Below are 15088 nucleotides of genomic sequence, written 5' to 3' on the forward strand. Positions count from 1 at the left end.
CTCTTCCGTTGGCGACGGCGCCGCGCGCCGCGGCCCTTGGTTCACCGGCGCCCGTCTCACGGCGCGTGTTGCGCCCGAGGCGCGTCACGACAGCTGTGGCGTTTCGTCACGCGAGCGCCACGGCGGCGCTCCGCGGCCCCGGGGACAGGCGCTCGGGGCGCAAGCTCTCGGTTGGTCCGGGCCCTGCAATGGTTTCCTGACACGAACCGGCGGATGTCGTGTCCGTCACGAGGAGACAAGAGCCATGACGAACCGAATGAACAGCGCGGTGGGGACTGCGAAGGGTGTGGTTGAGTCGGCGGCTACCGGCGCGGGCGTCGCCGCGACGGCGGCCAAGACGACGGCGTTCGACGTCGCGAAGGCGGTCGCCGGCGTCGCCGCCACGGTCGGGGCGCTCGGCTTCGACGACGTGCTCGGCTGGGTCGGGCTCTCGCGCAAGCGGAGCCCGCTCACGGCGCTCGGCCTCTTCGGCGCCGGCCTCGCGGTGGGCGCGGGCGTGGCCCTGCTGCTCTCGCCGACGTCGGGCGAGGCGCTGCGCCGCGAGCTCCTGACCCGCCTCGACGGCCTGAAGCGCCAGGCGACCCGCGGGGTCGAGCAGGCCGAGCGCAAGGTCCAGGACAAGGTCGGCAGCGCGGTCGACGCGGTGAAGGGCGCGGTCGCGCCGTCCGACGCGGGCTCCGCGAACTCGCATTACGGCATCGAGGGAGCTGGGCTGTCCCACGGCGGCGAGAGCGGCCATCACCTGAGCTGAGGCGCTGGCCGTGTGGCTCGAAGCCATCATCACGCGGGAGGATCTCGCGCAGATCCTGGGCGAGTTCCTCCCGGTGAAGATCCACCTGGACGACGACGAGTCGACCGATCGCTGGCTGTACCTGGGCAAGGCGACCGAGATTGCCCTGGCCGACGACCTGGGCTTGCGGGTCACCTGCCCGGCGGAGCTCCAGTGGTCCATCGCGGGCGTCAACCCCACCATCCGGCTCGATGAGCTCAAGGTGCTGATTTGCCCCGAGATCATCGAGAGGAACAAGGGGAGTGTCCTGGCGTTCAACGTCGAGCTCGAGGAGGCGGACATCCGGGGGATCCCCTCGATCCTCGATCACACCGTCATGAAGGCGGTCAACGCGGCGCTCGCGAACAAGCGGCCTGAGTGGAACTTCACGAAGACGCTGACGCACACCGTGGGGCTCCCCTCCAACCTCGATCCGATCGAGGGGCTGCACATCGGGGTCGCCTGGGGCAAGCGCCGCATCAGTCAGGACGCGCTCGTGCTCGTGGTCTCCTTCAAGCTCAATTTCGTTCGAGGCGATTGAGCTTCGCGGTTGCCGACAAGCGCCCCGCCCCCTCTCCGGGTTGGCGGGGCGCTTTGCTCGAGCGTCGTTGAGTCCGGAACCACGCTCGCTCCCGATCCCGGAGGGCGGGAATCCCGCCGAGCCCCCATCGGTCACCAACGTGAACGTTTACGTGAACGTTCGGCTGTGGGAGGACGCGGCGGGAAGCTTGGTTAACGCTTATGCCGAGCCGACCTGAAGAGCCAGGTGAATCCTGCCGAGCCGGCCCCCGCGCGTGAGCGCGCCCGCGATGTCCGAGTGCTTGACGAGCCCGAGGTAGCTCTCTCCGTCGAAGACGGCGACCACCGGCGTGTTCTTCTCGATCATCTGCCGCCCCACCTCGTCGAGCGACACGTCCGCCTCCACCCGGGGCACGTCGCAGCGCATGATCCACGCGATGAACGACCCCTCCTGGCCGGCGGCCAGCGCGCACATGACGTCCGTGCGCGTCACGACCCCGATCACGCGGTCCTCGTAGACGACCGGGAAGTCCGGCTCCTGGCTCGCGAGGATCCGCCGCGCGGCGTCGCCCACGAGCTCGCCAGGCCACAGCTGGACCGCCCTGCCCTCGCTCGGAGGCTCTTCGGGCGGCGCCACGGGCGCCATCACCGCCTGCGCCGCGCTCCACTCCCGCCGCGCCTCCACGAAGAGGAGCGCCGACAGCGCGGCCACGACGAGCTGGCCGCCGAACAGGCCCATAAAGAACAGCACCGCCGCCGCCGCTTGCCCGAGCGCCGCCGTCATCGACGTCGCGAGCCAGGCGCCGGTGAGCGGCGAGAGCGCCTCGCGCAGCGCGCGCCCCCCCGCGAGCGGCAACGCCGGCAGCAGGCCGAGCAGGGCGATCCCAAGGTTCGCGCTGGCGATCCACACGATCGCGGCCTCGCGCGAGGGCGCCTCGGCGGCCTGAAGGGCCGAGATCCACCCGAGCTCGCCCACCCCGCGCTCGGCCTCGACGGCCAGCGCGAAGAGCGCCGCGAGGGCCACGTTCGCCGCAAGGCCGAGCGCGCCGCCCTGCGCCCGTCCCACAGCAGGACGCGAGCGGCTGACGATCGGGCCGAGCGGCGAGAGCTGGATCTCCCGCAGCCTCAGCCCCAGCTGCCTGGCCACGATCCCCTGCACGAGCGCCTGGAGCCCCACGCACCCGAGCAGCGCCGCGCCCAGCGCGCAGCCGAAGAGCGCGCCGCTCCAGCCGTGCCGCGCTCCCCACTGGAGCGCCCCGATCGGGAGCAGCAGGCCGAACGCCGCATGCACAAACACATCAACACCGCCGAGCCGCGTGATCCTGATGACCGACTTCATGGTGTCTTGCTCCTGGGTTCCCGCAGGCACCTGCACATGGCGAGAGGCGCAGTTCCGACGTGCCACTGCCCCCTCCCCCCGGGGCGTGGCGAACACCTCGTCGCGCGCTCGACAACGGCTCGGCGGACGGGCATTTGTCCCAGATCTTTCTGATTTTACTGCAAATCACATGCCGATTTCCTGCGCCTCACCTGCGAGGGAGCGGCGCGCGGAGCCATTCCGGGGGACGCAGCGAATGCCGGGCTCATCACACGTCGCCTGAATGCCGCGGTGTGGCGTTCCGCTACATGGTGGGCGCACACCGTCACGGCGCCACATCGGGCAGCCTGTCGCCCGCTCCAGCCCGGCGCGCGCGGCCCGAGGCCGGACCACGACCCTCTGCCGCTTCCGAGAGAGAGGCGCTCCGGGTCAAACGCTCCTGCGGCAGGTACGCGCCGCCCTCCTGCTCCTGGACCCAGCGGAGCATCTGCTCGCGAAGCCAGCACCGCAGATCGAACAGCTGCCCAGGATCGCGCGCCGAGACGAGGAGACGCACCTCGATCGTGCGCTCCGTCACCTTCGTGACCTGAACGGCCTTCACGCGCTCGTCCCAGAGCGCGCTGCTCGGGAGGAGCGACTCGAAATGCCGCCGCAGGGCGTCCACCGGGGTCCGGTAATCCACGTAGATCTCGACGGTGCCCAGCTTCGCCGCCCCGTGCTTCGTCCAGTTCTGAAACGACTGGTCCAGGAGCCTCGCCGTCGGGACGATGAGCCGCCGCTCGTCCCAGATCTTCACGACCACGTGGGTCAGCCGGATCTCCTCGATCGTCCCGAACTCACCGTCCACAACGACCTTGTCGCCGAGGTCGATGGGGCGGGTGAACAGGATGTGGAGGCCCGACAGGATCGCGCCGACCGGCTTCTGCGCCGCGAGGCCGAGCACGACGCCCGCGATGCCAGCCGACGCCAGCAACGAGACGCCGACGTTCCTCACCGCCTCGAAGTTCAGGAGCACGAGCGCGCTCGCCACGATCACGATGAGCACCCGCGCGACCCGCTCGAGAACGCGCGCCTGGGTGCGGAGCCCGCGGGACGACTCGCTCCCCTCCTCGAGGTGACGCAAGGCGCGCGCGTCCAGCACCTCGGTGAGGATCCCCACGATGCGCAGAAGGAGCCACGCCACCCCGCCGATGAACAGCGCCGAGAGCAGCGAGCGCAGATCGGTCACGAGGCCCTGGCCGAGCCGCGTGAGCTTGGCGAGGCCCGCTGTCAGGACGACCCCGAGACAAAGGGTCACGGGGCCGATTGCCGCGTCGAGTGTCTTTTCGTCCCACGGCGTCGCGGTCCGCCGCGCGACGACCGAACCGGCGCGCCGGAAGACGCCCGCGGCGATGCGAGCGAGCCCGAAGCCGACCGGAACGCTCGCCGCGACGATCACCCACGGCCACACTCCATCCCCCGGGATCCCCAGCCGGGCGCCGAGCGATTCAAAGTTCGAGCTCTGCATGCGTCCACTCCTTCACCAGCGCACCAGCGTCGCGCGCGCCTCCGTGGCCTGGAGCCCCGGGGACACGGGCCTCCCCGCCGCGCTCTGGAGAGCGGCGGAGAGGGCCCTTACCAAGCGAGGCGCGCCGGGCTCATCCATCGTGTGTGCGGCGTCCCCACGGCACACGGCGTGCCGCGGACCCCTCCCCCGCGCGTCCAGCCCTATCTCCGCCGCTCGCCGACGAGAGCTCGCGAGGACGGATGGAGGCCGGCGCGCCCCATTGCGGCGATCCGCGCCAGCGTCGCTCGACCCGCGCCGGGTGCGTGCGACCGACCCGAGCGGCGCGGCATGCGGTGTGCAAACGCAACGGGAGGTGCAGCGGAGCCGACGGCGCGTCGAGATCGGCTGAAGAGACGCGGCAAAGGGATCGTTTATGTCAGAGCGCAGAAGCCAGGTCGATGATTTCACTCGGCTCACCGAGGAGGATTTCACGCGGCTCACGCAGGAGACCGAGCGGCTCGCGAGGCACGTCGAGGATCTCCGGCACCGGATCGCCGCGACCACCGCGAAGCGGCGCGCGTCCTCCGGCACGCTCCCAGCGCAGAGCGCCGCCCCGTTCGCGCCGCCGCACGGGTCCCCCCCGGAGCGGACGCACAGCGCGACCCCGGAGCGTCCGTGCGACGCCGCCGCGGAACGGCCGTACGACACCGCCGCGGAACGGCCGGTTGACGGGCCACCGGAGCGGCCGGTTGAAGCCGCCGAAGAGCGGGCGCACGACGCGGCGTCGGAGCGGCCGCTCCGCGGAGCGACGGAGAGGCCGCCCCCCCGTCACTCTCCCTTTCCCGAGCGCACCTCGTGCCTCGCGAACGTGTCGCGATGGCTGCCGCCGCTCAGGACCGCGAGAGATGCCATGGAGTCGGGCGTCCATGAGAGGGTGGGAGAGGCAGGGCGTTACAGCATCATCACGCCGCGCAACAAGCCGAGCGATCTCCCGACGAGGCGCCGCACGCCCAAGTCCGACGTGGCCTGAGGCGCCGGCTCGGAGGGCCGCCCCGCCGGCGCGGGGGGCCGCTTCCGCCGGTGTCCCGCCGCGGCTTCACGCGCGCGCTCTGCCGACCGCGCGCCGCGGGCGCGCGCGCCTTGCGCGCCGTGCGCGCGCGCTGCGTGCTGCGCGTGGCGCGAAGCTTGCCCGGCCGAGCGCCTGCTAGTAATACGAGCCCATGCTGCTGCGCGGTGGGAGCAGAAGCGCATGGCCGACGTGCCATGAAGCCTGAACCCGAGGGGGCCCCGACGGCCGCCTCGCGGCCTTTCAGCGAGGGCCCCGCTCCTCGGCTGCAGAGAGCCCCATCGCAGCCTCTACGGATGAGTCCGCCATCCAGGCGAGAGGGCCTGTCCTCCTGCCGTCCTCTCGCGCGGCGCCCTGGGATCACGCCGGGGCACCGGCTCCGACGGCCCAGAGCGCCCCTGGGCCCCTCCGCGCCCGGGGCGCGCGCTCATTTTTCTTACTGACCGACTTACTGACCGATCGGTCCTGTCAACAGGCGGGACCAGGAGAACAGCGGCATGGAGCAGCGAAGCGACCTCGACAAGGCGGCCCGCAAGGCGAGAGCCGCCAATGGCAAGAGCAAGAAGGCCGCGTCCGGGGATGGGCTGCAGGACGGCGCCGCGCGCGCGAGGAAGGCCCGCCCGGCCGAGCGCCCCCGCGCCGCCGCGCCGCTCGAGAGCGACGAGCTCGACCGTCGGACGCTGCTGATGTCGCTGACGGGCCTGAAGAAGGGCGATTTCTCGGTGCGGCTGCCCGTCCACTGGCTCGGGCTCGACGGGAAGATCGCCGATACGTTCAACGATGTCGTCGAGCGCAACGAGAAGCTCGCGAAGGAGCTCGCCCGCCTGAGCCGCGCGGTGGGCAAGGAGGGCAAGCTCTCCCAGCGCGCCTTCATCGGCGAGGTGAGCGGCGCATGGGCCGACGAGATCGCGTGCATCAACGCGCTGATCGGCGATCTCGTCCACCCCACCGCCGAGACGGCGCGCGTCATCGGCGCCGTGGCCAAGGGCGATCTCTCGCAGACGATGGCCCTCGAGGTGGACGGCAGGCCGCTCGACGGCGAGTTCCTCCGGACCGCCAAGACCGTCAACACGATGGTCGAGCAGCTCGGCTCCTTCGCCTCCGAGGTCATCCGCGTGGCCCGCGAGGTCGGCACCGAGGGCAAGCTCGGCGGGCAGGCCGACGTCCGCGGCGTCGCCGGCAGCTGGAAGGACCTCACCGACTCCGTGAACTCGATGGCAGGCAACCTCACCTCCCAGGTGCGCAACATCGCCGCCGTCACGACCGCCGTCGCCACGGGCGATCTCTCGAAGAAGATCACCGTCGACGTCAAGGGCGAGATCCTGGAGCTCAAGGACACCATCAACACGATGGTCGATCAGCTCCGCTCCTTCGCCTCCGAGGTCACCCGCGTCGCCCGCGAGGTCGGCACCGAGGGAAAGCTCGGCGGGCAGGCCGACGTCCGCGGCGTCGCCGGCACCTGGAAGGACCTCACCGACTCCGTCAACTCGATGGCAGGCAACCTCACCTCCCAGGTGCGCAACATCGCCGCCGTCACGACCGCCGTCGCCAACGGCGATCTCTCGAAGAAGATCACCGTCGACGTCAAGGGCGAGATCCTTGAGCTCAAGAACACCATCAACACGATGGTCGATCAGCTCAACTCCTTCGCCTCCGAGGTCACCCGCGTCGCCCGCGAGGTCGGCACCGAGGGAAAGCTCGGCGGGCAGGCCGACGTCCGCGGCGTCGCTGGCACCTGGAAGGACCTCACCGACTCCGTCAACTCGATGGCGTCGAACCTCACGGCCCAGGTGCGCAACATCGCGACCGTCACCACCGCCGTCGCCAAGGGCGATCTCTCGAAGAAGATCACCGTCGACGTCAAGGGCGAGATCCTGGAGCTCAAGAACACCATCAACACGATGGTCGACCAGCTCAACTCCTTCGCCTCCGAGGTCACCCGCGTCGCCCGCGAGGTCGGCACCGAGGGAAAGCTCGGCGGGCAGGCCGACGTCCGCGGCGTCGCTGGCACCTGGAAGGACCTCACCGACTCCGTGAACTCGATGGCAGGCAACCTCACCTCCCAGGTGCGCAACATCGCCGCCGTCACGACCGCCGTCGCCAACGGCGATCTCTCCGAGAAGATCACGGTCGACGTGAAGGGAGAGATCCTGGAGCTCAAGAACACAATCAACACGATGGTCGATCAGCTCCGCTCCTTCGCCTCCGAGGTCACCCGCGTCGCCCGCGAGGTCGGCACCGAGGGAAAGCTCGGCGGGCAGGCCGACGTCCGCGGCGTCGCCGGCACCTGGAAGGACCTCACCGACAACGTGAACTCGATGGCCGGCAACCTGACGAACCAGGTGCGCGGCATCGCCAAGGTCGTGACCGCGGTCGCCAACGGCGATCTCAAGCGCAAGCTGGTCGTCGACGCCAAGGGGGAGATCGCCGCGCTCGCGGACACGATCAACGGCATGATCGAGACGCTCGCGACGTTCGCGGATCAGGTGACGACGGTGGCGCGCGAGGTCGGCGTCGAGGGCAAGCTCGGCGGGCAGGCGAGCGTGCCCGGCGCGGCCGGCACGTGGAAGGACCTCACCGACAACGTGAACCAGCTCGCGGCGAACCTCACCACGCAGGTGCGCGCGATCGCCGAGGTCGCCACCGCCGTGACCAAGGGCGATCTCACCCGGTCCATCAAGGTCGAGGCGCAGGGCGAGGTCGCCGCGCTGAAGGACAACATCAACGAGATGATCCGGAACCTCAAGGACACGACGCTGAAGAACAGCGAGACGGACTGGCTCAAGAGCAACCTCGCCAAGTTCTCGCGCATGCTCCAGGGGCAGAAGGATCTGCTCACCGTCGGCCGGAGGATCCTGTCCGAGCTCGCCACCGTCGTGACGGCGCAGCAGGGCGTCTTTTACATCATGGATGCCTCCGGCGAGGAGCCCGTCCTGAAGCTGCTCGCGAGCTACGCGTTCAAGGAGCGCAAGCACGTCGACAACCAGTTCAAGCTGGGCGAGGGGCTCGTCGGGCAGTGCGCCCTCGAGAAGGAGAAGATCCTCCTCGTCAACGCGCCCCCCGATTACATCACGATCACGAGCGGCCTCGGCGACGCGCCCCCGGTCAACATCATCGTGATGCCGGTGCTCTTCGAGGGGCAGGTGAAGGCCGTCATCGAGCTCGCGTCGCTCGAGCGCTTCAGCCCGACCCACCAGGCGTTCCTCGATCAGCTCACCGAGTCGATCGGCATCGTGCTCAACACGATCGAGGCCAACATGCGCACCGAGGACCTGCTCAAGCAGTCCCAGTCGCTGGCGCGCGAGCTCCAGAGCCAGCAGGAGGAGCTCCAGGAGACGAACGCCGCGCTCGGCGAGAAGGCGCGCCTCCTGGCGGAGCAGAACGTGGAGGTCGAGCGGAAGAACCACGAGGTCGAGCAGGCCCGCCAGGCCCTGGAGGAGAAGGCGCGCCAGCTCGCCCTCACGTCCAAGTACAAGTCGGAGTTCATGGCCAACATGTCCCATGAGCTCAGGACCCCGCTGAACAGCCTCCTCATCCTGTCGGACCAGCTCTCCAGGAACAACGACCAGAACCTCACCGCGAGGCAGGTCGAGTACGCGAAGACGATCCACGCGTCAGGCACCGATCTGCTGGGGCTCATCAACGACATCCTCGATCTCACGAAGATCGAGTCGGGCACCGTCGTCGTCGACGTCGGGGAGATCAGCTTCACGGACCTCTCGGACTACGTGCGCCGCACGTTCCGGCACGTCGCCGAGGCGAAGAAGCTCGATTTCGAGCTCTCCTTCTCGTCGACGCTGCCGGCGTCGATGTTCACCGACGCGAAGCGGCTCCAGCAGGTGATCAAGAACCTGCTCTCCAACGCCTTCAAGTTCACCGAGCGCGGCAAGGTGGTCCTGGAGGTGACAGTGGCCCGCGGCGGCTGGAGCCGTGAGAACGAAGTGCTCAGCCGGGCCGATGTGGTGATCGCCCTCTCCGTCCATGACACGGGGATCGGGATCGCGCCGGACAAGCAGCAGATCGTCTTCGAGGCGTTCCAGCAGGCGGACGGGAGCACCAGCCGCAAGTACGGCGGCACCGGGCTCGGGCTCGCGATCAGCCGGGAGATCGCGGGGATGCTCGGCGGCGATCTCACGCTGGTCAGCGCGCCCGGCCGCGGCAGCACGTTCACGCTCTACCTGCCGCGCACCTTCCGGCCCGTGCGGGCGGCGCGGCGGCAGCCGACTCACGTCCTCGACGCGCCGCCGTCCATCGAGGATGCCGTCCACAGCAGCCGGCCGTCGGATCGCACGTCCGCGAGCGCGGACGTCCAGATCATCGACGACAGCGAGAGCGTCCGCCCCGGCGACCGCGCGATCCTGATCGTGGAGAACGACACCGTGTTCGCCCGCTTCCTCGTGGATGTCGCGCGGGAGCACGGCTTCAAGGCGGTCGTCGCGCTCCGCAGCGCGACAGCGCTCGCGCTGGTGCGAGAGATCCAGCCCGCGGCGATCACGCTGGACATCAACATGCCCGACGTCGACGGGTGGCGCGTGCTCGACTGCCTGAAGCGGGATCTCTCGGCGCGGCACATCCCGGTCCAGGTGATCACGACAGAGACGGAGGAGGAGCGGAGCCGCGCGCGGCGGATGGGCGCGGTGGGCCTGCTCAACAAGCCGCTCAGCAGCAGGACGGCGCTCGACGAGGCGTTCGCGCGGCTCGCCGGGCTGATCGGCTCGCCGCGGCGCCGGCTGCTCGTCGTCGCGCCGGACGAGGCCTCCTTCGCCCCGGTGACCGAGCTGCTCGGGGACGAGGCGGTCACGGTCGCCAGCGCGGCGACGGCCGAGGAGGCGCTCGACGCGCTCGATCGCGAGGCGTTCGACGCGATCGTGATCGACCTGCGCCTGCCGGACATGCCCGGCCTCGAGCTCATCGAGCGCCTCGATCGCGCGGGGCGCTTCGCGGATCTCACGGCCATCGTGTACGCGCCGGCCGGCGTCGCCGGGGAGGACGAGGCGCAGCTCTCCCGGCTGGCGCAGAAGCTGCCCGTGAAGCACGTCCAGTCGAGAGAGCGCCTGCTCGACGAGATTACGCTCGCGCTGCACCGCCGGCTCTCGGATCTGCCGGGGCCGGCGCGGCTCATCGTGGAGCAGCTCCACGAGTCGACCTCCGCGCTCGCCGGCAAGTGTGCGCTGATCGTCGACGACGATTTCCGCAACATCTATGCGCTGAAGACCGTCCTCGAGAGCTACGGGATGACCCCCCTCACCGCCGAGACGGGGAAGGCCGCCATCGAGCTCCTGGGGAGCACGAGCGGGATCGACGTCGTGCTCATGGACATCATGATGCCGGAGATGGACGGATACGACACGATCCGCGCAATCCGCAAACAGCCGGCATTCCAGACGCTACCGATCATCGCCGTCACGGCGAGGGCGATGAAAGGCGATCGGGAGAAGTGCCTGGAGGCGGGCGCGACCGACTACACCTCGAAGCCTGTCGACACGGAGCAGCTGCTGGCGCAGCTCCGCATCTGGCTGCATCGCTGAGCTCGCTCCATCTCCCGTCACCGCCGCTCTCCACACAACGCCCCGCGATCGCCCCCGAGCACGTCCGGCAGTTTCGTCCGCGCTGCAACGACGCCTCAGTGTGGCGCACCTGCGCAAGCTCTTGCGCGGCCCACGGGGGATCGACTGCGCAGAGTACCGAGCATTTTCCGCATTTTCATTTGGCATGCCGCCTGCTGTCGCCTTCTGTGGCGATGTGGGTTTCCAGAATACAGGCAGGGCGCGCGCGCGAGGACGTTCATCGGGAAAGGAGCTGTAGGTGAGGCCAAAGCTGGTGACCGGTCTTGTCAGGACGTGGTCGGACGCCGAGAGGTCGGTTGAGCGCGTGATGAGCTGCGGATACACGCGTGACGCCATCAGCCTTGTCATGAGCGCGGGGCGCGACCATCGCGCCGTGGACGGAGCCGCGGGCGCGGCGGCGGGCCTCGGCGGGGCGGCGGGGGCGGCCTCGACCGCGCTCGTGGTGCTCGGCGCGGGCGTGGTGTTCCCTGGCCTGGGGCTCGTGGCGGCGGGGCCCATCGGGGCCGCGCTCGCCGGAGCTTGCGCGGGCGGCGCGGCCGGCGGGCTCGTCGACGCGCTCGTGAGCGCCGGCATTCCCGAGCGCCGGGCGAGCATCTACGACAGCGGCCTACGACAAGGCGCGATCCTCGTGGGCGTAAATGCTTCCTCCGAGCGAGACGCAGAGATCCTGGAATTGATCCTCGAGTATGCCGGCGCCGAGGACGTCCGGAGCGAGAGCTCGCAGCGGCGTCCTTACGACAGCTTCATCTGAGCGGTCGCGGGAAGGCGGGAGGCACGTGGCAACTTGCCTCGCTGAGGCGCGCTGCCGCTGACGCGCCCGTGCAGGGTTTCAGGAGCTCCCCGAGCGGTTCGCCTGGCACACGCGATGCTCCAGACTCGGCGCGTGGCGAGCGGCGGATGGCCGGAGCAGACGGCAGGAGAGCGCATGTCGAGCAACATGACCCAGGCGTTCGAGCACACCTCAGGGGAATGCTTCGAGGTGGGCACGGTGGTGGGCGAGAAATACCAGCTCCTCCGCAAAGCGGGAGAGGGCGCGATGGGGTCTGTCTGGGTCGCCACGAACACGGCGCTCGAGGCCAATGTGGCCATCAAGGTGCTGCGGCCGGAGATGCGCTCTCCCGCGATCGCCGAGCGCCTGCTGCGCGAGGCGCGGGCCGCGGCGAAGCTCAGCCACCCCGGGATCGTGCGTGTCTTCGATCTCGGCAAGACCGCGGGCGGCACCCCGTACATCGTGATGGAGCTCCTGGAGGGCGAGGCCCTCCGGGACGTGCTCTGCCGCGAGCGCCGGCTCGCCCCCGAGGTGGCGGTCGCGATCGTGCTGCCGGTCGCGAGCGCGATGCACGCGGCCCACGAGCGGGGCGTCGTCCACCGGGATCTCAAGCCGGACAACGTGATGCTCGCGAATCAGGGCGACGGGCGGATAAGGCCCAAGGTCGTCGATTTCGGGATCGCGAAGGTGACGTGGACCGAGCCCGAGTCCGGATCGACGGGCGCGGCCGTGATCGGGACTCCGCAGTACATGCCGCCGGAGCAGGCGCTCGGGCAAGGCCACATCGATCATCGCGCGGACGTCTGGGCGCTCTGCACGATGCTGTACGAGGTGATCGCGGGTGAGACGCCGTATGCGGGGGAGAACGGGTTCGGGACGCTGCGCGCGATCATCCAGGATCCGGTGCGCTCGCTCGTCGAGCGGTGCGGCTCGGATCCGGCGCTGTGGTCGATCATCGAGCGCGGGCTGCGCAAGGATCCGGCGGATCGCTGGGGGAGCATGCGCGAGCTGGGCAGCGCGCTCGCGACGTGGCTTGTCTCGAGGGGAGTCTCGGAGGACGTGTGCGGCGCGTCGCTCCGCGCGCAATGGCTGGACGAGCGGTCCAGCCAGATCCCGTCGCCGTCGCCGCGGCTGGATGCGGTGAGCTCCGCGCCGACGCTGCACTCGCGCCGCGCGGACGACTCCCTGGAGCTGCCGCTGCCCGCGACGGCCGCGGCGGGTCACGGCGCGCCGGGGGCGGCGGCGGGTCACGGCGCGCCGGGGGCGGCGGAGCGCAAGGGGATCGAGGAGAGCGGGGAGCGCGCGTGGTCCGAGGCGACCGCGATGGTGAATCTGCCGGGGGCGGCGCCTCCGTCGCCGCGGTCGTCGTGGCGGGAGCGCTTTCCGCTCCGTGGCGTCGCGGCGGCCGGGCTCGTGGCCCTGGCGGGAGCGGCGGTGTGGAGCGTCGCGCTGGGCAAGGCCGGTCGCGCGGGCGGGTCGACGCCGGCGCTGCCGGTCCAGCCCGTGGCGAGGGTGGCCGCGGCGCCGTCTCCGGCGCAGCCAGCGCTCGAGGTGAGCTCCCCTCCGGCCGGCGTGGCGCACGGGAGCGCGGCGCCGCCGACCGGGCCCACGACGCCGCGCCCGGCGCGCGCGCTGAAGGCCGCGGCCCCCGCGCCTCAGGCGCCGGCCGCGGCCGCCACGCGGGCCGCGATCGCGGCGCTGGCGGCGAGCACGCCAGCCGCGACAGGGAAGCCGCCGGCGCCGGCGGCGAGCGCGCCGCCCGGGTCGTCCGGGCCCAGCGCGGGCGCGGAGGCGCCGGCCTCGACTGCGCAGCCGGTCGCCGCCGGCTCGGCGCAGGGGCCAGGGAGCGCCGACTGTCCGGCTGGCGAAGGCCGGGAAGGCGGGGAAGCGGCCTGCCCGCCGGCGCCGGCCGCCGAGGCGCCGACGAGCCCCGTGGAGGTCTACGATGACGCCGGGACGGCCGAGAAGGAGCCGGGCGTCCACCATCCGGCGACCACCGAGGAGGGGCCGCCGGCGGCGGACGCCGGCGCAGCGGAGGGCTCTTCGAGCGCTCCAGCGGCGCCGTAGCGCCTCGGACACCGGTTGAAACCGCCTGAACAGGGCAGAGTTTCGAACTGCCAAGGACGCCAAGGATGCCAGGATTTTTATCCTCTTCTTGGCGTCCTTGGCGCGCTTGGCGGTTCATCTCTCGGTGGATCGATGAGATGGGCGCTCTAGACGCCGAGCGCCCGCAGGAACCCGCCCTCGCGCTCGGCCTCGTGGAGCGCGCCCGCGCCCGCATAGCGAGGCTCCACCAGGTCGAGGCCGAAGCTCCACAGCGCGTTGCGCGCCTGCGCGAAGAGGCCCTGCCTGGGCAGGTTGTCGAGGCGTACAGCCTCGCTCCGCCCGAGGTCCTGCTCGAACAGGCGGGCCGCGTCCCTCACGAAGGCGGGCTGCTTGACGATGAGGTTCGCCTCGCTCACCCACCTCAGGCTCGTCGGGTTCGCGTTGAAGGTCCCCACCGTCGCCCAGTCGTCGTCGATCACCGCGAACTTCGCGTGGAGCATCGACGGGAGGAACTCGTGGATCTGGAGCCCGTTCTCCAGCCATGAGGTGTACCGCGCGAGGCTCGCGTGGCGGATGGCCGGGAGGTCGGAGTCGCGCGGCACGATGATCTTCACGTCGATCCCGCGGCGCGCGGCGTCGATGAGCTCGCGCTCGAGCCCGCGCGGAGGGCAGAAGTACGCGTTCTCGATCCACACCCGCCGCCTCGCCGCGCGCACCCGCGCGAGGTGGCGCGCGTAGATGACCGCGGGCGGCGCGGGCGCGTCGGTGATGAACTCCACGTCGCCGTAGACGCCGCCCGTCCAGTAATCGAAGGAGCGCCCCGCGAGCTCGTCGGCGAGCATCCAGCGGCACTCGAACGCCCGCGCCATGTCGGTCACGCAGGGCCCCATCACCCGGCTACAGACCTCGTGCCATCCGTCGCCGCCCTCGTCGCGCGGCAGCCACTCGTCGGCCCACGCAGCGCCGCCGACGTACCCGGCGCCGTCGATCACCACGATGCGCGAGTGCTCCCGAGGGAACAGGGCGCCCCCGCGGAGCACGGCGCCCAGCGGCCTGTAGGCGCGGGCGCGGATGCCGCGAGCCCGCATGTCCTCGAAGAACGCCGCCGGCGTCGTGTGGCTGCCGAGCGCGTCGTACAGGAGCCGGACATCCACGCCGCGCCGCGCGGCGCTCGCGAAGGCGTCGGCGAAGCGACGACCCATGAGATCGTTGCGGTAGATGTACGTGGAGATCCATATCCGCTCCCGGGCGAGCGCGATGTCGTCGAGGAGCGACTCGAGCACCCATTTCATCCCGGGGAGGAGGCGCGTCGTGTGGAGAGCGCCCCCTGCCCCAGCGCGACCGGTGCTGGAGTCCGCCCTGGAGCCAGGAAACGTCGGCGCCGAGCAGGTCATGTCGAGTCCCGAACGCCGGGCGGCTGCAGCTCGATTGCCACAGGGGCCCGCGCGCCCTCACCGCCGTGGCTCAAGCAGCCCGTGTGCCACATTGCCAGGGCGCGATCGCGCGGGGAAGTCAGCAACAGGAGGCTCACCACGTGGCAAAGCGCCA

At 70.8% G+C, this 15088-nt stretch carries 9 protein-coding genes; 6 read left to right on the plus strand and 3 right to left on the minus strand.

Annotated features, from left to right (window positions below; genetic code table 11):
* The first annotated feature begins 244 nt into the window (after positions 1-244).
* Both WMF44_RS27425 and WMF44_RS27430 read left to right on the plus strand, forming a co-directional pair.
* The gene (locus tag WMF44_RS27425; protein WP_437292991.1) at positions 245-751 is read left to right on the plus strand and encodes a YtxH domain-containing protein; all 507 of its coding nucleotides are present in this window, start codon (positions 245-247) and stop codon (positions 749-751) included.
* Between the two features lie 10 nt (positions 752-761).
* A complete protein-coding gene (locus tag WMF44_RS27430; RefSeq protein ID WP_437292992.1) occupies positions 762-1310 on the plus strand; it encodes a hypothetical protein in 549 nt (182 codons plus the stop codon).
* Positions 1311-1508: 198 nt separating this feature from the next.
* Here the strand turns inward: WMF44_RS27430 and WMF44_RS27435 are convergent, their stop codons facing one another.
* Both WMF44_RS27435 and WMF44_RS27440 read right to left on the minus strand, forming a co-directional pair.
* A complete protein-coding gene (locus WMF44_RS27435; protein WP_437292993.1) occupies positions 1509-2627 on the minus strand; it encodes a CBS domain-containing protein in 1119 nt (372 codons plus the stop codon).
* 304 nt (positions 2628-2931) lie between these two features.
* Positions 2932-4113 (minus strand): mechanosensitive ion channel family protein, encoded by a 1182-nt coding sequence (locus WMF44_RS27440; protein ID WP_437292994.1) that lies wholly within the window; start codon positions 4111-4113, stop codon positions 2932-2934.
* Between the two features lie 412 nt (positions 4114-4525).
* On the opposite strand from WMF44_RS27440, the gene WMF44_RS27445 reads away from it, so the two are divergent.
* The 4 genes from WMF44_RS27445 (at position 4526) to WMF44_RS27460 (ending at position 13561) form a co-directional block, all read left to right on the plus strand.
* Complete coding sequence (locus tag WMF44_RS27445; RefSeq protein ID WP_437292995.1) at positions 4526-5122, plus strand: hypothetical protein; 597 nt, start codon at positions 4526-4528, stop codon at positions 5120-5122.
* A gap of 533 nt (positions 5123-5655) precedes the next feature.
* A complete protein-coding gene (locus WMF44_RS27450; RefSeq protein ID WP_437292996.1) occupies positions 5656-10686 on the plus strand; it encodes a HAMP domain-containing protein in 5031 nt (1676 codons plus the stop codon).
* A 346-nt stretch (positions 10687-11032) separates the two neighbouring features.
* Positions 11033-11476, plus strand: coding sequence for a hypothetical protein (locus WMF44_RS27455; RefSeq protein WP_437301619.1), 444 nt, complete (start codon positions 11033-11035; stop codon positions 11474-11476).
* Positions 11477-11590: 114 nt separating this feature from the next.
* Positions 11591-13561, plus strand: coding sequence for a serine/threonine-protein kinase (locus WMF44_RS27460; protein WP_437292997.1), 1971 nt, complete (start codon positions 11591-11593; stop codon positions 13559-13561).
* 146 nt (positions 13562-13707) lie between these two features.
* Here WMF44_RS27460 and WMF44_RS27465 read toward each other — a convergent pair whose 3' ends face one another.
* Positions 13708-14832, minus strand: a complete 1125-nt coding sequence (locus WMF44_RS27465; protein WP_437292998.1) for a phospholipase D-like domain-containing protein — start codon at positions 14830-14832, stop codon at positions 13708-13710.
* Positions 14833-15088: the final 256 nt, after the last annotated feature.

Source organism: Sorangium sp. So ce426 (assembly GCF_051475585.1).
In the GTDB taxonomy this organism is placed as follows: Bacteria; Myxococcota_A; Polyangia; order Polyangiales; family Polyangiaceae; genus Sorangium; species Sorangium cellulosum_B.